At 47.2% G+C, this 19,675-nt stretch carries 16 protein-coding genes, 1 tRNA gene and 1 other annotated feature; of the genes, 3 read left to right on the top strand and 14 right to left on the bottom strand.

What is annotated here, in order from left to right; genetic code table 11:
* Window positions 1-31: 31 nt before the first annotated feature.
* Window positions 32-1,864 (top strand): serine/threonine protein kinase, encoded by a 1,833-nt coding sequence (locus NC996_RS17025; RefSeq protein WP_190682972.1) that lies wholly within the window; start codon window positions 32-34, stop codon window positions 1,862-1,864.
* Between the two features lie 177 nt (window positions 1,865-2,041).
* On the opposite strand, the gene NC996_RS17020 is transcribed toward NC996_RS17025, so the two are convergent.
* The gene (locus tag NC996_RS17020) at window positions 2,042-4,423 is read right to left on the bottom strand and encodes an ATP-binding cassette domain-containing protein (RefSeq protein WP_190682969.1); all 2,382 of its coding nucleotides are present in this window, start codon (window positions 4,421-4,423) and stop codon (window positions 2,042-2,044) included.
* Between the two features lie 164 nt (window positions 4,424-4,587).
* Between NC996_RS17020 and NC996_RS17015 the strand changes: the two genes are divergently transcribed.
* Window positions 4,588-6,108, top strand: a complete 1,521-nt coding sequence (locus tag NC996_RS17015; RefSeq protein WP_190682966.1) for an IMS domain-containing protein — start codon at window positions 4,588-4,590, stop codon at window positions 6,106-6,108.
* Between the two features lie 73 nt (window positions 6,109-6,181).
* On the top strand, window positions 6,182-7,426 hold the full coding sequence (locus NC996_RS17010; RefSeq protein WP_190682963.1) for a serine hydrolase: 1,245 nt from the start codon (window positions 6,182-6,184) through the stop codon (window positions 7,424-7,426).
* A 305-nt stretch (window positions 7,427-7,731) separates the two neighbouring features.
* Here NC996_RS17010 and rplL read toward each other — a convergent pair whose 3' ends face one another.
* The 13 genes from rplL to NC996_RS16945 form a co-directional block, all read right to left on the bottom strand.
* The gene (gene rplL, locus NC996_RS17005; protein ID WP_190415192.1) at window positions 7,732-8,124 is read right to left on the bottom strand and encodes a 50S ribosomal protein L7/L12; all 393 of its coding nucleotides are present in this window, start codon (window positions 8,122-8,124) and stop codon (window positions 7,732-7,734) included.
* Window positions 8,125-8,255: 131 nt separating this feature from the next.
* On the bottom strand, window positions 8,256-8,834 hold the full coding sequence (gene rplJ / locus NC996_RS17000; RefSeq protein ID WP_190415193.1) for a 50S ribosomal protein L10: 579 nt from the start codon (window positions 8,832-8,834) through the stop codon (window positions 8,256-8,258).
* 45 nt (window positions 8,835-8,879) lie between these two features.
* Window positions 8,880-9,079 (bottom strand) — a sequence feature (ribosomal protein L10 leader region).
* 92 nt (window positions 9,080-9,171) lie between these two features.
* Window positions 9,172-9,888, bottom strand: a complete 717-nt coding sequence (gene rplA, locus NC996_RS16995; RefSeq protein WP_190415194.1) for a 50S ribosomal protein L1 — start codon at window positions 9,886-9,888, stop codon at window positions 9,172-9,174.
* 99 nt (window positions 9,889-9,987) lie between these two features.
* Entirely contained in the window at window positions 9,988-10,413 is a 426-nt protein-coding gene (rplK, locus tag NC996_RS16990) for a 50S ribosomal protein L11 (RefSeq protein ID WP_190415195.1), read from the bottom strand.
* A 9-nt stretch (window positions 10,414-10,422) separates the two neighbouring features.
* Entirely contained in the window at window positions 10,423-11,079 is a 657-nt protein-coding gene (nusG, locus tag NC996_RS16985) for a transcription termination/antitermination protein NusG (protein WP_190415196.1), read from the bottom strand.
* On the bottom strand, window positions 11,076-11,300 hold the full coding sequence (secE, locus tag NC996_RS16980; RefSeq protein WP_190415197.1) for a preprotein translocase subunit SecE: 225 nt from the start codon (window positions 11,298-11,300) through the stop codon (window positions 11,076-11,078). The genes nusG and secE overlap by 4 nt, the downstream gene beginning before the upstream one ends.
* A gap of 324 nt (window positions 11,301-11,624) precedes the next feature.
* Window positions 11,625-11,697 (bottom strand) — tRNA-Trp (locus NC996_RS16975).
* 92 nt (window positions 11,698-11,789) lie between these two features.
* Entirely contained in the window at window positions 11,790-12,152 is a 363-nt protein-coding gene (rplS, locus tag NC996_RS16970; RefSeq protein ID WP_190682960.1) for a 50S ribosomal protein L19, read from the bottom strand.
* Window positions 12,153-12,427: 275 nt separating this feature from the next.
* On the bottom strand, window positions 12,428-13,531 hold the full coding sequence (pstS, locus tag NC996_RS16965) for a phosphate ABC transporter substrate-binding protein PstS (protein ID WP_190682957.1): 1,104 nt from the start codon (window positions 13,529-13,531) through the stop codon (window positions 12,428-12,430).
* Between the two features lie 436 nt (window positions 13,532-13,967).
* The gene (locus NC996_RS16960) at window positions 13,968-15,869 is read right to left on the bottom strand and encodes an iron uptake porin (RefSeq protein WP_190682954.1); all 1,902 of its coding nucleotides are present in this window, start codon (window positions 15,867-15,869) and stop codon (window positions 13,968-13,970) included.
* A 372-nt stretch (window positions 15,870-16,241) separates the two neighbouring features.
* Window positions 16,242-17,108 (bottom strand): iron uptake porin, encoded by an 867-nt coding sequence (locus NC996_RS16955; RefSeq protein ID WP_199302900.1) that lies wholly within the window; start codon window positions 17,106-17,108, stop codon window positions 16,242-16,244.
* A gap of 147 nt (window positions 17,109-17,255) precedes the next feature.
* Entirely contained in the window at window positions 17,256-17,921 is a 666-nt protein-coding gene (phoU, locus tag NC996_RS16950) for a phosphate signaling complex protein PhoU (RefSeq protein ID WP_190415204.1), read from the bottom strand.
* Window positions 17,922-18,261: 340 nt separating this feature from the next.
* Window positions 18,262-19,578 carry an ATP-binding protein gene (locus NC996_RS16945; protein WP_190429550.1) on the bottom strand — a complete coding sequence of 439 codons (1,317 nt, stop codon included), beginning with the start codon at window positions 19,576-19,578 and terminating at the stop codon, window positions 18,262-18,264.
* Window positions 19,579-19,675 lie beyond the last annotated feature (97 nt).

The raw sequence follows: 19,675 nt of genomic DNA, 5'->3' as shown, positions 1-19,675 counted from the left end.
CACCAAGCAACCCCGACCGCCCTAACATCCCATGAATCCACACCTGTTGAACAATCGCTATCGCATTATCCAGACGCTGGGAAGTGGTGGATTTGGCAACACCTTTCTGGCAGAAGATACTCATATGCCGTCACAACGTCGCTGCGTAATTAAACAGCTGAAGCCGATGGCAAATAATCCCCAGATGTTCCAGATGGCGCAAGATCGATTCCAACGGGAAGCGGCTATTTTAGAGGCAATGGGTGAAGGGAGCGATCAAATCCCCAAGTTGTACGCCTACTTTTCGGAAGCTGGGCAGTTTCACCTGGTGCAGGAATTGATTGAAGGGCAAACCCTGACGAAAAAGGTGCAAACTCAGGGGTTAGTGCCTGAAAGTCAAGTTAAGGAGATACTTGTCAGTCTGCTGCCTGTCTTGGATTATATCCACAGCAAGGGCATTATTCACCGGGATATCAAACCGGACAATATTATTATCCGGCAACGGGATGGGAAGCCGGTATTGATTGATTTTGGTGCCGTTAAGGAAAGTATGGGTGCGGCGGTGCATCCAGGGAATGCTCCCGCCTCGATTGTAATTGGCACGCCGGGATTTATGCCGCCGGAACAGGGAGTCGGGCAACCCGTCTTCGCCAGCGACATATATAGTTTGGCGCTGACGGCGATTTATCTACTCACGGGGAAACTACCGCAAGATTTACCAACCGATCCGCGAACGGGGGAGATTTTGTGGCATCAGTCCGCAGCGAATGTTAGTCCGGGTTTTGTTGCTGTCTTGGATAAGGCGATTCAGTCGCATCCGCGCGATCGCTATTCCACTTCCAGAGAAATGCTCGATGGTTTACAATCGGGTGCAACTCCAACGGTGGCTTCTGCTGGGGGTGCTGGAGTGTCTAATATGGCAACCGTTGCAGTGTCTCCGGGTGGTGGCAGGAACGTTTCGCCTGCGCCTGTCAATTCGCCGCATACCCCTCAAAACCCTGCGCCTGTAGTTGGTCAAGGACGGCGATGGAATCCTCTGTTAATCGGCATTGTAGGTGGATTGATCTTGGTGAGTGCTATTGTCATTCCTCGCCAATTTTTCAAAAAATCACCCGAATCGCAGCCTACCATCGCCTCTCCTCCATCAACATCAGAACCAGTCCGCAGAGAAACAGAACAAACCCCTCAAGGAAATCGTCCCCTAGAGACATCGCCTGAACCATCACCGGAAAATTCACCGACCAGACAGGACGAAGCGACGCCGCCAGTTATTGCTGAATCTCCTAGTCCACAATCGGAGCGATCGCCCGAACCCGAACCAGCGCAAACTCCAGAAGAACCTGCACCCGTTCAATCTGCAACACCTGAACCCGCGCGCTCGCCTGAACCTGTGCGAACTCCCGAACCTGCACCCGTACCCCAAAACAATAACCCGAATCCAAATCGTCCAGTTTCGAGCGTTCCCACATTTCCCGTCGGTACATCAAGAAGCACTATCCAAGCATCCCTCGGCACTCCAAATAGAGATGTGAGTGGTGCTTGGAGAACCCGCGCTGTCGTCTATAACTTAGTGCCAAATCAGATCGATCTTGGCTACTTATTCGATCGGAATTCCGGTCGTCTTCGCCAAACTGAAGCCTCCTTTTACCCAACAGTAGATCCTCAAGTTGTGGAGACGACTTTAGACGGATTATTAACAGGTGGAGCCAACAATTATACTAAACAGGGACTAAAACAGGTGCAACAGCGTCGGAGGAGTTCTTACACTTTTACTCAAGGCTCTTTAAAAGGTATGATTGTCCGCCAAGATTGTGATGTTATTTACATCAGTATTTGGGATGCAGATTTGCACGAACACAATCCGTCTGCTGCCAGGAAATGTTAAATATTTTCATCGTTAACTTTGGGAGAATTCTAATTATTTCTGCTTGGTTAAAGCGACAGCAAAATATAACAAATGCTTGTAGCGACATTGTTTACAAATAGTATTTTTCAGTCTACTTTAGTTGATTTTTGCTTAAGCTGGGCGATTTAAATCGCTAGCGTTTGAACGGGTTAAGGATTAAAATATATCCTTCCGCTTTTGTACCCAAAAATTGATTGTTAAATAGACTACCGCGTGCAGCAACAAAATTCCCCAATTTAACCCTAAATTCTGCCACGTTGGATCGTAAATAGGCGTTTTATCAAACGGCATCGGCGCAAGCGTACCATTCGGTAAAAATATCGGATCGGGAACCATTGCATTGACATTGACCAAAGAACCGTAACCACCAATCGACCACCGACTTAACATCAACCAGGAAATTTTACTGGCAATTCCTTCTATCTTAAATAAAACCCCGGAAAAGATAATTTGAGGTAGCAAAAGTAAAGGTAAAGCACTATTCGCTTGACTGCTATTTTTGGCAAGGGATGAAACCAGTAAGCCTAAACTCATGCTAGTAACAAGCGTCAAAAAGGTATTTACTGCAAATCCTAAAGACCAAGGTATCAATTCAGGTTGCGGAGATTTGAAACCAATCAGAATTACTGCTGAAATCAGCAAGGTTTGCAATAAGGCTAGACCGGAAAGAACGAATATTTTTGAAGCGAGATAAGGAATTAACCCTAAATTTACCAATCTTTCTCGCAAGTAAATCGCAGATTCTTTCACAATTTCTTGTAAAGAACTGGAAAGTCCGACCCAAATCGCAGCGCAGGTAAATACAAATAATACTCGCAGCGCTAAAGGTGCAAGGGCAGGATCGGATTCGCTACTAAGAATGAGAGGGTTTTTCCCACCAATTGCTAGGGGAATCAAGGCGATACCGATGGGAGAAGTTAGAAGAGATAAGGCGAGATAGATGCGATCGCGTCCGATCATCTTCAAGTAGCGCCCACTCAGCAAAGCTAATTGCTTCCAAGGCGAGATACTGGCTTTCTGGGGAGGTGAACCGGCGTTTTGTAGCGTATGACTGCCAGCACCGAGGGAATTTGCAATGTAGCGTTGATAATCGGGCGATTGGCGAAACTGATTCGCGTATTGTTGAACGATGGCTTCCGTTTCTTCTTCTTTCTCCTTATCCAGTTGCGTGTAAATATCGGCAAAATTATCCGTTGTCACCCCAAAAAATTTCAGCGCGTCCTCCGGGATGCCATAGTAGCAAAGTCGTCCGCCGCGACCGAGAAAAGCAACGCGATCGCACATTTTGATATTCGCCGTCGCATGAGTGACTAAAATAATCGTGCGTCCCTGATCCGCTAATCTCCGCAACATCTGCATCATCTTCTTATCCAAACCAGGGTCGAGTCCCGAAGTCGGTTCGTCTAAGAAAAACAGCTTTGGATCGGCTAAAAGTTCTACCCCAATGCTGACTCGCTTGCGCTGACCGCCGCTGAGATGTTTGATTAAGGCATCTTGGCGATCGGACATTTCAATATCAGTTAGAGTTTTTTGCACCACCTGTGACACATCCGTATCCGGCGGAAGTCGCAGCGCCGCCGCATAAGTCAGCACCTCTACCACCGTCAAATCTCGGTGCAAAATATCATCTTGGGGCACATAACCAATTTGCGTGCGGTACATATTAAAGTTTTTCTGCAAATTGTCGCCATTGAGATACACCGCACCTTTAGCCGTCTTCTCAATCCCCAATAAAGTCTTCAGCAACGTGGATTTACCCGTTCCGCTTCCCCCCACCAAAGCCACAAATTGCCCTGGTTCAATTGCCAGGGAAACGCCATCCAGACGCCCTTTGATGACCAGATTCTCAGCATCCAGACGAATTTGATTGCCCTGATCGAGTACTACCAGATTGTCGCCGCGTAGCACCAGGGTAAATGACCCAATGCGAATGGTTGTCCCCTGTGACAGGACAGCAGAACCCGTGACTCGTTGCCCGTTTATAAAAACGCCGTTGGTACTGCGATCTTGCAGGATGTAGCGCCCCTGAGAGTCCGTATCAATCGTGGCGTGACGCCGAGAAACGATGGGCGAATCTAACTGCATCGTGGCATTGGCGTCGCGTCCGATTTCCACCGACCGATTTTTCAGCGAGACGGGACGCGGTGGCGTCAGCATTTTGGCGCTGGAGGGATTGAAATACCTCAGATGAATTAAATTCTGGGGATTTTGACCAATTTGAATTTCAATGCCATTTTCCAGGCGATAGCCTTCTGTGGGTGTAATCAATCGGTGATCTACAAACAACTTATTGGTACTGGGTTTGCGTCCATCGCCGTCATAAATGTAATAGTCATCCCCATCTCTATGTAAGACGGCTTGGCAAGCGGAGATGACGCGCCAATCATCTGGAACAATTAGATCGGCGAAAGCGCGATCGCGTCCCAGTATGTGTCGGTCTGCTGTCATTTCTAAAGGTGGTAAAATCTGCCCCTGATTATTTAGCACCAAATAGGGATTGGTGCTGATAACAGTCCGCTGCCCTGATTGGCTGGTCATTGCATTCTCTGAAAGTGGGTAACTTTTTTTAGGAAAATGAAACCTTTCCGAGGTTTCTCCTTCTTTATCCTTCTTTAACTATTGGTAAATTTTGCTGAAACTGCTAGAAATGTCCTGAATACCTGATGTTATCTTCTAAAGAAAACCTTACGCGGTGAAGGCCAATGATGCCAACGCTGTTGGACAATCGCTATCGCATAATTCAGACGCTGGGCGCTGGTGGGTTTGGCGAAACCTTTCTGGCAGAAGATATCCATATGCCTTCGGGTCGCCGGTGCGCGATCAAGCGACTCAAGCCGGTGACGAATAATCCCCAGTACCAGCTAATTAAAGATCGATTCCAACGCGAAGCCGCCATCTTAGAAGAGTTGGGCGAAGGCAATTACCAGATTCCCCGGCTGTATGCTTACTTTGCGGCTGGCGATCAGTTCTACCTAGTTCAGGAATGGATTGAGGGGGAAACGCTGGCTCAAATGGTGCAACAGCAGGGATCTCTCAGCGAGAGTTCGGTGCGGGAAATTTTGGTAAATCTATTACCTGTCCTAGATTACGTGCATCACAAAGGGATTGTCCATCGAGATATTAAGCCAGCCAACGTGATTGTGCGAAAACGGGATACCAAACCCGTCTTAATTGATTTCGGGGCGGTGAAAGAAACGATGGGCACCATCGTCAATTCTGAGGGGCGTACCATCAGCTCAATTGTAATTGGGACGCCTGGATTTATGCCTAGCGAGCAGGCAATCGGACGCCCACTTTTTTCGAGTGACTTGTATAGTTTGGGTTTGACGGCGATTTATCTACTGACCGGAAAACTCCCTCAATCCTTAAATATCGATCGTGACAGCGGCGAGATTCTGTGGCATCAGTACACTTTGAATGTTAGCGCCAGTTTGCTGGCGGTGCTGGATAAGGCGATTCAGTCTCATCCGAGCGATCGCTATACGAATGTCCAAGAAATGCTTCATGCTTTAGAAACTCCAGTCTCTCCAATTCCCCCCACAGTTCCTTACATTCCTCCGCCAGTCGTTTCTCCACCCCCAGAAAACACTTATCAGCCATCCACGGTGCCTTCTTACCCTCCTGAAGTTGCTTCTTTACAAACCACTGCGGTGTCATCCTCCCAACCTGTTGCCACCAGAACTATCTCCGATTCAAGAGATTGGCAGAAGGCAGTAATTTTAGGCAGTGCGATCGGGGTAGCAATTCTGGGTGGTATTTTATTCACAACTGGAAAGTTACCAAGTTTTTTTGCTAACCGTTCTCCCAATATAGAAAACCCTCAGCAAGCTCAACAAGAAGCTGTCGCGTTAATTAATCGGTGGGTAAACAGCAAGCGAAAAATATTCGCTCCCCCCTTCAATCGCGAACTTGCTGCCGAACTGACCACGGGACAACTCTATGAAAATACCGTTGGTGAGGGCGGCTCAATGGCTTGGTTAGAGAATAACAATGCTTACTACCAATACGGCGTTCAAAAAGTCGGAGATGTTAAACAATTTACCGTGGATGGCGATCGTGCAACCATCGAAATTAGGGTAACTGAAGAACGTACTCTCTATAAGAATGGGAATATCGACCCCAACGAAACTGACTTCAAAACTCGGTTGGTGCGATACACTTTGCAATCAGTAGACAGCAAATGGAAAATCCTTGAATACAAAACGATCAGAGAAATTCAATAACTCCCCGTGCAGTTCCTTGAAAATTATTTAAAACGAGAAATCAGGAAAACTTAAAAACCATAAGGTGCAGCTCGTGGGTCAGCAACCACAACCAAAACCGAATAAACGTGCCCAACAAATTGCCAAATTTAAAGCCAGACGTGCAGCTCGTGCCCATCAAGTCAAGAGACGGGTGCGACGGCTGCGATTTGCGGCTTTAGCGATCGCCTCCGCTACAATCTTTACAACTTGTGGATTAACGTTAAATCGGTTGTTAACTCAGCGTCCAGCAGTCGTATCCAAACCACTCAGTTCTACCTTGCCGGTACTTCCCCCTTGGGCTAAAACTGCATTATTACCTCTTCCATCTCGCCTCCCCGGACGCAATCCCTCACAACTTACCTACAATGTCAAGACTCCGCCGAACTTTAAGCAGAGTCAAGATTTGGAAGAAATTGTTGATGATGTTGTGAAATTGGCGATTGAGAAAGACTTACCCACAAAGCCTTTATCTATTACCTTAATCAACGTTAAAACAGGTGAAATTGCCGGATATAAACAAGATACTTTGAGATATCCAGCTAGCGTCATTAAGATGTTTTGGATGGTGGCTCTATATGCTCAGATAGAAAACGGGATTTGGGCAGACGAAGGTGCATTTTCTTTATATGTGTCCAAAATGATCGAGGAGTCTGATAACGAGGCAGCTAGCGTCATTCTTGACCTGTTAACCGATACGCAATCTAGACCGAAAATAGAAAATGATGAAGAGTTTAAAATATGGCTAGATAAGCGTCAACAAGTTAATCATTTTTTTAGAGAAGCAGGCTACAAAGACATTAATATTAGCCAAAAAACTTATCCAATCCCCTACCTAAGGCTTCCAGAACCTCTAGAGATTGATTTGCAAATGCGAGGCGATCCCAAAGATCCAATTCGGAATAAGATAACAACCGATCAGGCAGCTAGGCTCCTGTACGAAATGTGTGGAACTGGACAGGCGGTTTCCGCAGCCGCTAGCGAAAAAATGTGCGGATGGCTAAGAAGAGATTTGCGTCCAGAAATGAGGACGCAAGAGTCAAAAACCTGGGGTGACTTCAACCCCATCCAGGAATTTTTTGGCGAGGCTTTGTCTGATGTGGATATTGATTTTTACTCAAAGGCGGGTTGGACTTCTTTTTCGCGCCAAGAAGCGGCATTTGTCGCAACCAGAGATGGTAGCACCGTTTATATTTTGACAGTCTTTGGTGACGATGCCGCCTACGCCCAAGATAAGACAATTTTTCCCAAGATGTCTCGTTTAGTCTTCGATCGCATGGTCGCTCGGAATTCCCCCTAGTAACAAAAGAGGGATTAGATTACCTAAAAAATCACCTCAAAAAAAGGAGCCTTCCTTAGACTCCTGAATCGTAATTCCTGTTTAGCTTCAGGAAATTACTTCATTTCTATTCGGTGATTTTTTGCTAAGTAGGCGGATGCAATTAAATTGAAGATTTTCGTAGATTTTCGTAGGTTAGTTGGAAAAACGCCAGGAAACCCCAAATTTGCATGAGTTACGCGATCGCTAACTCATCCTACAAATAATTAATCCCGCCTACTGAATGGCTAATGGCTCATTGAAAAAAACCATTAGCCATTAGCCTTCTACTTAACTGCTACCTTCGCACCAGCTTCTTCCAACTGCTTCTTGATATCAGCAGCTTCTTCTTTGGCAGCGCCTTCTTTAACTGGCTTGGGAGTAGATTCTACCAAATCCTTAGCTTCCTTCAGACCCAGACCCGTGATAGTGCGTACTACCTTAAGAATGGCAATCTTCTTATCAGCTGGGACATCTTCCAGAATCACGTCAAACGCAGTTTGCTCTTCAACTGGTTCCGCAGCAGCAGCAGCACCAGGAGCCGCCATCATCATCATTCCACCAGCAGGGGCAGCAGCACTAACGCCGAAAGCCTCTTCAATCTGCTTAACGAGTTCAGAAGCTTCCAGCAGAGTCAGTGATTTTAGTTGATCGAGAATTTGGTCAGTTGTAGCAGACATTTCAAAACTCCAGTAACGTTATTTTTGTTACAGCCTGCCTAGGCAGGCTTTGTTTGTGTAGCCGCGAATCCATTCTTTAGGCGTTTAGGTAGCTGCCTTCATCGGCAGACTTTGTACCTGTAGCCGCCAATTTATTCCTCAGACGCTGAGGCAGTAGCAGTTGCATCGCTTTCGCCGTTGCCACCTTCTTGCTGCTGCTCGGAGACCGCTTGTAGTCCTCTTGCCAGCGAAGCTGGAACTTCGTTGATAGCCACAGCAATCTTGGTTGCCAAGCCATTGATAGCTCCAGCAATTTGCGCCATGAGTTGTTCCTTGGAAGGCAAATCTCCCAGCGCTTTGATGTCAGCTTGGCTCAAAGCTCGACCTTCCATTACACCACCACGAAGTTCTGTCTTCTTAGTGGCTTTTTGGAAGTCTTGGTAAGCCTTAATTGCGCCGCTCAAATCGTCCTTGACTAGCAAGAAAGCAGAAGAACCTTTAAGGAATTCTGACATCGGTTGCCAGTTGGAATCACCCTCAATGGCAATTCCCATCAGCTTGTTCTTGCTCACCTTGCAAACGGTGCCGCTGGGACGCAGCCGCCGCCGCAAGTCCATAATCTCCGAAACTGATAACCCCTGGTAATCGATGACGATTGCCAGCTGAGCTACATTTAAAGTTTCTTTGATTTCAGCGACCATCGCCCGTTTATCTTCCGGCGTTCTACCCATGTATCTTTCACCTCCTTTAGAAAATGCAGAATGCCAAACCTAAAAAAGCCCAATTAAAAACCCCAGCGGTTGAGCCGGGGTTACGCAATATCCCAAGGAACCCTTTTCAGAGTTCGCATTTTTGGTGCAGTTTCTGCCATGTTGCGTGTGGCGAGAAGATTGACCTTAATGCGGTAAAGTCGCAAACCTAGGCAGGAAATTAAGCCATCAGCTCCTGCTGTCTCCGGCGCGTGCTATTCAGTTAATTGGGCTGAAAACTTTAAATCTTGCTCCTGTTGTTTACTCAATCGATTGTTCCTGTAAGGGTGGGAAACCCTTGCCCCTACAGGGCTAAATCTTAGGCAGCTTCAGTCAGCTTTAGATCGCGCAGGGCGTTGATGTCAATTTCAATCGATGGCCCCATTGTCGCAGATATGTACACTGTGCGCCAGTAGCGACCCTTGGCTCCAGAAGGACGGTTACGGTCAATCGTTTCCTGTAACGCCTTAAGATTCACAAGCAAGTCTTGAGTTGGGAAGGCAGCTTTGCCAAACAAAACGTGGACGATCCCAGTACGGTCAGCTCTGAATTCTAACTTACCAGCTTTAAATTCAGCGATCGCCTGCACTAGATCGAACGTCACCGTCCCACCTTTGGGATTGGGCATCAAGCCACGGGGACCGAGCAAACGTCCCAGTTTTGCCACCTGGGGCATCATATCCGGTGTCGCCAGCAGCAGGTCAAAATCCATCATGCCTTTTTGGATTTGGTCAATCAGCTCTTCGGAACCGGCAATATCAGCACCGGCATTGCTGGCTTCTTGGACCTTTTCCCCTCTGGCGATTACGGCAACTCGAATTGTCTGTCCAGTTCCTTTGGGCAAAGCAACGGTTGTTCGCAGCTGTTGGTCGGTATATTTGGGATCGATTCCCAGGCGGATATGCGCCTCAGCAGATTCAGGAAACTTGGCAGTGGCTGTCTCTTTTAAAAGGTTGAGAGCCTCTGTGGGTTCGTAGGGTCGATCTTCGACTTTCTTTTGCAGCTCTTGGAGCCTACGGGATACTTTCTTTGCCATATTTTTCTCCTGGGGTCACTAACGAGATGTTACCTCTCCCCCGATTGGGTTTACGTTGCCAGCTTTCCGCGTGCTTGCAATTAGCGAATCAAAGAATCGCTATTCGTTAATAGTAACGCCCATATTCCGGGCAGTTCCTTCCACAATTTTCATTGCCGCATCAATGTCGTTGGCATTGAGATCCGGCATTTTAGTTTGAGCAATTTCTTGCAACTGTGCCTTTGAAATTGACGCCACTTTTTTCCGGTTTGGTTCGTTGGAGCCTCGCTCAATGCCAGCTGCCTTACGAATCAGAACGGATGCCGGTGGTGTCTTCAGAACAAAGGTAAAACTGCGGTCTTCATAGACTGAGATTTCTGCCGGAATTACCATCCCAGCTTGATCCGCTGTTTTGGCGTTGTATTCTTTACAGAACGCCATGATATTGACCCCGTGCTGACCGAGCGCTGGTCCCACTGGCGGGGCAGGGTTAGCTTTGCCCGCATTAAGAGCTAGCTTGATGATTGCAACAACTTTCTTTGCCATCTTAACTATTTAGCTTTGTTTCTGAACCTGATTAAACTCCAATTCTACCGGCGTATTGCGTCCAAAAATGGATAGTGACGCCTTCAGCTTGCTTCTTTCTGGGCTGACTTCAATGACCTCGCCTTCAAAATCTTTAAACGCACCAGAAAGGACAATAATTTTATCTCCTGTAGCCAGATGAGTTTTCACTACTGGCTCTTGCTCGGTAGCTTGTTTAAAGATACGTTCGACTTCTGAAAAACTCAGCGGCAAGGGTTTAACGTGTCCGCGTCCCCGTCCGTAACGGCGTTTCTGTTCTGCACCGACAAAGTTAATCACGTTTGGGGTGTTCTTGACAACCTGCCAAGCTTCATCGTCCATCTCCAATTCACCATCTGCCCCAGGAGTTAGCCGCATCCGGACTAGCACGTAGCCGGGAAAGACTTTTTCTTCCGACTCCTTGCGAGTGCCATCTTTGAGCATTTTCAGGGTGCGAGTTTGAGGAATTTCCACCTGGAGAATGCGATCGCGAACATCAAGAGTTTGAATCCGCTGTTCTAAGTTTGTCTTGACACGCTTTTCACATCCAGATGCCACCTGAACAGCGTACCACCGGGATTTTACCGAGCCATCTGACGTGTCTTCGAGTTGATTGAAATCCTGTGGATTGTCGGTTGCAAAACTCATCCGAACACCTGCTTTGCTGCCCAAGCAAAGAAACCATCAACCAGATAAATTAAAACTGCCGAAAGAGTTACCATTAACAGCACAGCAGCAGATTCGCTGAGCAATTGCTGCCGACTGGGCCAGACGACTTTATTCAGTTCGTCTTTGGTTTCCTGAAAAAAGGTTGATATATTAAACCCAGTTGTTTTTGCTTCGCTCTCGGCTTCGTTTTTCTTTGCCACAATATCTCTCCCGTTAATACAGCTCTTGAGCAGTTCATTTCTACCGCTTTTAGCTGTGTACAGCCTAATGTGCTGCCAATCTACGCAGATACCGATGCAATCGTTGGGTCTAGCACCTGACTTAGGCAATACTGATGAACCACCTACACAACACAAGTCTACCCGAAAGTAAACGTTTTTGAGGCTGACTATGCAACCACAGGAATGCTTTCGGGCAGAGCTTTGATGCCTAAGTTCTGAGTCCCTCTATGTTTTCACTCTGTTAGCGCTGTTGCGCTACTTCGCGAACACTCTTCAGTTCTCAGTCCTGTTTTGTGATGAGAGCGCGCCCTGGAGGACTTGAACCCCCGACATCAGGTTTTGGAGACCTGCGTTCTACCAACTGAACTAAGAGCGCACAGGTGGATTTGAGAGCGAGAGGCTGAACTTTTCTCTATTTAAGTTTAACCCCTAGCGGCGTCAATCGGGAATAGCCTTGTCCAAATTGGACTACAGGCTACGGTCAAAGCGTTGTTTAACGCGAGTGGCTTTCCCAACGCGATCGCGCAGATAGTATAGTTTAGCACGACGCACCTTACCCCGACGAAGAATCTTGATGCTTTCAACTCGGGGAGAATGGAGCAGAAATACCCGCTCAACGCCTACTCCCTGGAATACCCGCCGCACGGTAATCGTACAGTTAATGCTGCTCCCGCCCTTGGCAATGACGACGCCTTCATAGGGCTGCGTCCGTTCTTTACCGCCTTCCTGGATAATTACCCCAACCTTAACGGTGTCGCCCACATGGATAATGGGCAACTCTTTTTTCAGATGCTCCGCTTCAATCGAGCGGATGATTTCCTGAGCGTTCATTGGTTTCGCCAAAAAGTCACAGCCTTTAATCTTATATCAAGAGCTAGGTATACGTCTACCGGGAATCTCTGAATTTTCCCAAGTTTTTACTTTTGTAGGCGATATAGTGCTAGGCGAATTCAGGATTGGAAGTTCTAGATTCTCACTCTCCAATCCCAAAAACTTCATTGTAAAGTTTTCATAGTCAAGTAGGGTAAGCAGTGCCTACTTGACTAACATTCCGGTTCAGAAAGGATTAGCCTCTTGCCGATTCGGGCAATATCTAACGCTGAAACTTACGGCTTGATGGTATCCACTGCTGCTTGAACTTTGGCTACAACAGGCTGGGGAAGAGGCACGTATCCTAGCTCTTCACTGTACTTTTGTCCTTCGTTTAACGACCACTTCAAGACATCCTTGAGGGCTTTTGCCTCGTCAGGATTCTCATAGGTCTTGTAAGCCATGACCCAGGTATAGGTGACAATTGGGTAAGAATTCTCGCCGGTTGGGTCGGTGATAGAAACTTGCAAGTCTGCGGGCAGAGTCACTGCGGCTAGCGTGTTAGCCGCGCTTTCGCTGGAGGGTTCAATAAACTTGCCCGCTTTATTTTCCAGCGCCGCTACAGGGATATTTTGTTGCTTGGCGTAGCCGTACTCGACATAACCGATGGCACCATCACTTTGCAGGAGTTGAGCGGTGACGCCTTCGTTGCCTTTGGCACCCACGCCGACAGGCCAGTTGACAGTTTTACCGTCGCCAGGGCCACTTTTCCATGCCGGACTAATCGCACTCAGATGTTTGGTGAAGACTGCTGTAGTACCGCTACCATCGGAGCGATGGATAACAGTAATCTCCCTGTCTGGTAAATTCAGCCCAGGATTGGCTTGGGTAATTCTGGGATCGTTCCACTTCTTGATTTTGCCCAAGAAGATATCGGTGTAAACTGCACGCGGTAGCTTGAGACCTTTGACATCGGGCAGGTTGTAGGCTAGAACAATGCTGCCTGCTGTCATGGGTAATAACACAGCACCCTTGCTAACCTTGGTGATTTCCTCCTGTTTCATCCCCGTATCGCTGGCACCAAAGTCCACGGTTCCCTGGGTGAACTGTTCCACACCAGCGCCGCTGCCAACCGATTGATAGCTGACTTGGACATTGGGATTTTGCTTGTTGTACTCAGAGAACCACCGCTGATACAAAGGAGCTGGAAAACTAGCACCGGCACCTGTGAGGCTGACGTTGCCACCGCCAGCGGCAGCAGGAGTGGGGCTACCTGTTGGTCCTGCCGCTGGACTGCTGGTAGGAGTGGTATTTGGCGACTGACAGGCAGCCACGCTCAGTGAGAGGGCAATAAAGGGAACGAGAAAAGCCCGTCGTGTTGAATGCATTGGAGAAAACATACTGAATCTTTGAGTCTTTAAAAAGCTGACGCTGAAGAATTGTCAAAAATGCTAGGTGCATGTTCCTTCCTGGCGGTTATTGTCGTTGTATTTACTGCCAGGAGGTGGGAAAGAACTAGAGCAAATGAAAACCAACTCCACAAGATAGCGTATTTACAAAAATAAAATGCTACCCCTGCCGATCTTTATGCTAGTTCTGCAAGTTTAGGTAAAGGTAAGGCTTTGGTAATCTACAGGTTAAGCAAAGGTGATGATTGGCAGCAGGAAAGCGCAGATCGAAGCAGTTTCGGAGGCTTGGATCTGCACAAGAAAGTGCGATCGCTTAAGTTCAGATAGGAGCGATCGCACACAGCATTTTATTGGCGTAAATCTACCGTTTGTTGGGTCAGAGACGAGCGGGCGAGGAATCCCCCGCCCCTACCCGAAACGCAGGTGCTTAGAACTTAAAGGTTGTTCGCAGCGTTCCTACGTAGAGTGTGTCGTTGTTGTCGTTGTGTTCGGGATTAAGAATCACCAACAAACCTGGGGTGAGTTCAATGTTGTCAGTCAACCGATAGCGATACAGAGCCTCTACATGATATGAGGTGTCCCGATCTTCATTGTTACTGACATCGTTGTCGGTCACTTTAGGCGGCATCCCAAATACGAAACCAAGTAGGTTCCCTTTTTTGCCCAAGTCTGGGAAGGCTAAGCTTACAGCCCAGTTCCAAATATCTGCATTAGATCCTGTAGTTGCAAGACCAACCGGACTAATTTCAGCTGTAGCTACTGAGTAACCTGCCCAGCCTGAGAGGGTAATGGCAGAACCAAGCCGGAAGCTTGCATTCAGTCCGTAGTGATTGCCTGAAGTCGCAATGTTCCCGAAGGGCCGGTTGGCAAATCTACTACCCGTACTCGACATGAAGCTGACGCCTTTTTCTTGGTTCTCATAAGTATGGGCGTAAACCAAACCCACATTCAGGGCGTCACTAGGACGGAAAACAAGTTGAGCTAAACCTGCATAGGCACCACTGAATTCCCCGTAACCGTTTGAAGGATCGTTGCCTCGAGGCGCTAGATAACCTAAAGATAGGTTTAATGCCTTGCTAAAGTTGTAGGTCGCAGTCAACCCAGTCCCCTCAGAACCTAGTCGGTAGATGGGGTTGAAACGCCCAAAGCGGGAGATAGAGCCACTTCCACTACTCTCGAAATTGGGGTTGAAGGTGTAGACGTTGTCATTGAATTCAACGTTGGCGGCATCAATTTGGATTAAGAGCTTATCGCCTAGGGGAAAACGATAGTAAAAGTCGTCGATTTCGAAATCATTTCCGTTATTTCCGTCAAATCCCAAGCGGGTCATGCTGGTACCCGTAATATTGGGTCTTGACGCGCTACCGGCATCAAATTGAAAGATGTTTCTAGCTTGCAGGCGGGTTCGCAGGCGGTCTTTGCCCGTGAAGCTAGTGTCAAAATTCAAACGGGCACGGTCAGCAAAAATGAGGTTAGCGTCTATGTCGCCCCCGCCAGCCCTTTCTTCACCAAAAACGTCAGCAAGCGCAAAGATAACTTCGCCAGTCAGCTTAGTCGTCGTCGAGAATTGATGGCTTTCCAGAAATGCCGTGCGACCTTCTAAGTTATCTACTCGCGTTCTGAGGGTGGCTAATTCTGCCCCAAATTCATCAATTAGCCGCTGTAGCGTCGCTAAATCTTCTTTAGTGACAAAGTCAGCCGAACTTGCCGCAATCAGTTTTTCGATTTGCAGCAAACAGGCGTTCATCCCGGCGGCAAATTCATAACGCGACAGTGCCCGGTTGCCGCGAAAGGTACCATCGGGATACCCAGCGATACAACCATAGCGCTCCACCAGGCTTCGCAGTGCTTCGTAAGCCCAATCCGTCGGTTCTACGTCTTGCAACTGCGAGACGTTGGTGACTTGATCCATTGAGTCGGTTGTACCGACTTCATTGGTGTATTGGTCGATTTGTTCTAATTCGCTGTTTTGGCTCGTGGGGACAGCATCAGCAGTGGGTTGCGCGATCGCGTTATCTGCTAAAACTGGTTTCGGACTCACTAATTCAGCTTCAGCAACCGGCGTTTCTTGGGCAGACGTGCCGTTGGTGAAAACTGGAATAGAACTAATTTCTGGTTGAACAGCCAGTTCTTGAACAGGTGTCTGCTGCGCTTGCTGGGATTGGTCGGCTGGTTTTAATAAATCAGTCACCTGGTTAGTGGCAGCTATCGGCTCGCTCGCCATTTGAGTTTCAGGCGTCTGTGCGGCAAGCGTGCTACTGCAAACTAATAAAGATGCACCTAGGATCGCTGGCCCTAATTTTAGAGTATTCCACAAAATTTTAGACATCTAATCTCCTCACACCTAACTGAACTCAAGGGAAACAATCCCGGATTAACGGAACGCTATAGGGAGTCTTCTTGAGAAACTCCATCATTATTAAACATGAAACACTGCCAACTCAAGCTCAACATTGTCTTGTAGGCGACATAATTTCCTCTAATGCTAGTTGTGTCAGTTTAGGGATAGGTAAGGATTTGGTAATCTACAGGTTAAGCAATCCTGACAATCCGCTAGCTAGGAACCCAACAAATAAAGCCGATTTAGAGGCTTTCAAGTTGCGCTCCGAATCGGCAAGAGCAAAGTTGGCGATTAAGCGATTAGATTAGTTTATGTGATTAGTTGTCACTTGTGACTATCGATCCTCACCCTGACCGCTAATTAAAAGGTAAACGTTGTTCTAATCGTACCAATAATGATGTCATCATTATCTCTGTTTTGGTTAGGAGATGTCAGCCAGATAATGCCCGGAGTAATTGAGATGTTATTTGTCATCTGATACTTATAGAAACCTTCAATGTGATAGGCAAAATCACGCTCGAAGTTTTCTGGGCCAGGAACATTTAAACCTCTGAGAGTTGGTTCGGCTCCAGCGATAATGCCAAGCAAATTGCCTTTTTTGCCAAAATCTGGTATAGCAAGACCAAGGGCAAAGTTCCAAATGTCGGCATCGCCTAAGCCAATCAAACGAGCGTCAGTTTTGCCCACCCAGCCATTTAGAACAAATTGAGGGGTTAATTGGAAGGAAGCTTCTAACCCGTAAGAGTTGCTTGAAACGGGTCTGCTCAACTGAGCTTGGGTTAGACCACCTGTAGTCGCAGCAGCTAGCGTTGCTGGATTCAAATTGGCAAGACCAGTACCAGTACCGCCCATAGCAAAGCGGGGAGCATTATTGCCGCCATTATCATAGGCGTGAATGTAAGTGAATCCAACCTTAAATCGGTTAGTCCCAAAAACTAACTGTGCCAAACCTGAGTAGTTACCGTTAAAAACCCCGTTGTCATCTTCGGGATTGTTGGCTGTGTTGGAGAGATAACCTAAGTCCAACTTCAGAGCGTTGCTAATCTTGTAGTTCAAGCCGACACCAGCACCTAAAGGTCCAATCCGATAAATGGGGTTGCGTTCGGCAAAGCGGGATAGGGCATTATTGCCACCGCCATTGCCTTCAAAATACGGGTTAACTGTGTCAGCGTAATAGTGATGCAGTCCATTAGCAGCAGTGAGGGTAACAGTTATATCACTTCTCAATAAGAGGGAAATACAGCGATAGGGGTCTACAGGTAGCTAGCTGTAGACCCTTATCGCGAACTGTATAGAACGCAAGTAAAAAATGCTATATGAGTGCAAGTTTACTTTTAAATCAGTATGGGCACTGCCGTGCCGTGACTGTAGCCTTTAAGACCGGGTTCCCGTGACAATGTAGGCAACTCGTTGACCAATATTGGTGGCGTGGTCTGCCATTCGTTCCAAATGCCGAATGATCAACCCCATCAACAGAATCGGTTCAACCACCCCTTTGATATCCCGCTGAAAGGCTAAGGTTTGATAAACCGTTTCGTAAGCGCTATCCACAGCATCGTCTTGCTGCTTGACAGCTTTCCCGGCGGCTGCGTCCAAATCTGCCAGCGCGACTAAACTCGACGCCAGCATGGCTTGAGCATGATGGGACATTACCTCAATCTGCGGTAGGCAAGAATGAGGGGGGTAAGGAAAGAGTTTAATCGCAATTTCTGCTAGGTCTTTGGCGTAATCACCAATGCGTTCTAAGTCTCGCACCAGCTGCATACAAGCACTGAGTAAACGCAAATCCTGTGCAACCGGAGCTTCCAGGGTCATTAAAGTTGCACAATCTAGCTCGATTTGGCGATAAAATCGGTCAATTTGTTTATCCAATAAGGGAATTTCCCTAGCGGCTGCCAGGTTACGGGAAAACAAGGCTTGATGCGAGAGGCGAAAGGAGTTTTCTACTAAGGCTCCCATTCGCAAAACATCCCTTAATAAGCCCCTAGTTCTGCGATCGAAGTGTATCCGTTCCGTATGCACGTGTTTAGAGGAAAGCATTCACCTCTGCTGGTAGAAAAACAAAACGACTGTACTCTCTAAGATGGCTTAAATTTGTTGATTTGGCTGTATGCATATAGACTAAATGAAAACCTATCGTAGGATAGATGTAATTTTTATGAGCTAATTTTGGAAGGCACAGTTAATAACTTAACGATCCGAGTTCAGGGGCTGAAACCCTTGAAAAATCATTTAGTCGAATCATACTTTGGTCATCTTAGTGTTTCAGGACCCTTTTAAATTGTGGGTTCTGTCTGACTAGCATGATTGGTTAATACTAATTTTCTTAAATGGTGCAAAAAACTCAAAGTGAATATCAAAACTGCAACGAAGGCTAACCTTAAATTTCAAGCGGGGATTGAAAGGAAGGTAATTCAATTTGCAGCCATGCGCCGCCGGTTTCTGGATGATTCTTCGCTTTGACGGAGCCGCCATGAGCGATGACAATTTGCCGCACAATCGCTAAGCCTAAACCGCTGCCAGTCGTTACCACAACTGACAATTCTTCAGAAGTTCCAGAGGAGTTGTGCTGACGCCGCCTGGAGGGATCTCCTCGGTAGAGCCGCTCAAAAACATGGGGTAAATCGAACTCAGGGAACCCAATCCCTGAATCAATAATATTGATCTGAACCAAGTTAGGGATATCCTTATTCGGAATAAGATTTACTTCAACACGGATAGCTCCTTCAAGGGGACTGTATTTAATGCTGTTGTCGAGTAAGTTGAGAAATACTTGGGTGAGACGAGATGCGTCGGCTTTGATGAGTAAGGTGTCGGAACCAGAATAGCTAAAGCTGAGTTGCTTTTGTCGTGCTAAAGGCTCTATTGTTTCCCAGGCAGAGTGAATTAAGCTTCGCAGTTCTACTAATTTTAGGGTGAGGTGTTTGCTGGGATCTTGCTCTAAGTGGCTTAGTTCTAGCCAGTCTTGAACTAGGTTCATTAGTCTGTTGACTTCTGGCAGGAGGCGGTCAATTAATGAGCGCTCTTTTGTAGACTGCAAGCGTTTTTGCAAGGTTTCAGTTACCAAACGGATGGAGGTGAGGGGGGTTCTGAGTTCGTGAGCTAAATCGGAAACCCAGCGATCGCGCGATTGGGAAAGTTCGATTAAAGGTTGGCGATTTTCTAGAAATACACCCACTTGTCCGTAGGCTAAGGGCAAGCTAGATGCGCGTAAAGTAAGCGATCGCATCTCCCCAATTACCGCTGCATCTGAACAATCTGGGTGAAATACCCACTCTTGTTCACAAGGCTTTTGCTGGTGTCGAGTTTGCTCAATTAGCTGATCGAGTTCATAGGATCGCACTAACTCCAGCAGCAAACGCACCTGTCCTGGTTCCCATCGATGAAGCTCTAATAAAATGCGGGCTTGCTCGTTGCACCAAATCAACTGGTTTTCTTCATCCACCTCCAGATAGCCGATGGGTGCCACTTGCAGAATCTCTTGATTCATTTGCAACTGCGTCTTTAGCTGAAGAGACTGCTGATTTGCCAAAGCAATTCCACTGCGTAGCTGCGAAACCAGCGGTAAAGATACCCCAATGACACTTGAAGGTAGCAACCCAAGAATTTGCTCTAACTGGCGGTAAAGCTTGTTCCGCCGCCAGATCCAAAACCCAATTCCTAAAGTTAGCCCCACAAAAAATGCGATGAGGGTCATTTAAGCTATCAGTTTAAAATACAAAGTTAGTAGAGGTGAGTGCCAATAAACGTAAGGTGATGGGAATGGTTGGGGGGAGTGATTCATAAAAACAGCG

The sequence above is a fragment of the Trichocoleus sp. ST-U2 genome (genome assembly GCF_039961875.1).
In the GTDB taxonomy this organism is placed as follows: domain Bacteria; phylum Cyanobacteriota; class Cyanobacteriia; order Cyanobacteriales; family FACHB-T130; genus FACHB-T130.
Note: the sequence above shows the minus strand (reverse complement) of the source record. Positions and strands in the feature narration are given on the sequence as shown.

Coding starts and splice junctions, on each gene's coding strand:
- NC996_RS16945 (WP_190429550.1), bottom strand. CDS start 19,578: ATGACCCTCATCGCATTTTTTGTGGGGCTAACTTTAGGAATTGGGTTT.
- pstS (WP_190682957.1), bottom strand. CDS start 13,531: ATGTTTTCTCCAATGCATTCAACACGACGGGCTTTTCTCGTTCCCTTT.
- NC996_RS17025 (WP_190682972.1), top strand. CDS start 32: ATGAATCCACACCTGTTGAACAATCGCTATCGCATTATCCAGACGCTG.
- rplA (WP_190415194.1), bottom strand. CDS start 9,888: ATGGCAAAGAAAGTATCCCGTAGGCTCCAAGAGCTGCAAAAGAAAGTC.
- rplS (WP_190682960.1), bottom strand. CDS start 12,152: ATGAACGCTCAGGAAATCATCCGCTCGATTGAAGCGGAGCATCTGAAA.
- NC996_RS16960 (WP_190682954.1), bottom strand. CDS start 15,869: ATGTCTAAAATTTTGTGGAATACTCTAAAATTAGGGCCAGCGATCCTA.
- rplL (WP_190415192.1), bottom strand. CDS start 8,124: ATGTCTGCTACAACTGACCAAATTCTCGATCAACTAAAATCACTGACT.
- rplK (WP_190415195.1), bottom strand. CDS start 10,413: ATGGCAAAGAAAGTTGTTGCAATCATCAAGCTAGCTCTTAATGCGGGC.
- NC996_RS17020 (WP_190682969.1), bottom strand. CDS start 4,423: ATGACCAGCCAATCAGGGCAGCGGACTGTTATCAGCACCAATCCCTAT.
- nusG (WP_190415196.1), bottom strand. CDS start 11,079: ATGAGTTTTGCAACCGACAATCCACAGGATTTCAATCAACTCGAAGAC.
- phoU (WP_190415204.1), bottom strand. CDS start 17,921: ATGCTTTCCTCTAAACACGTGCATACGGAACGGATACACTTCGATCGC.
- rplJ (WP_190415193.1), bottom strand. CDS start 8,834: ATGGGTAGAACGCCGGAAGATAAACGGGCGATGGTCGCTGAAATCAAA.
- NC996_RS17015 (WP_190682966.1), top strand. CDS start 4,588: ATGATGCCAACGCTGTTGGACAATCGCTATCGCATAATTCAGACGCTG.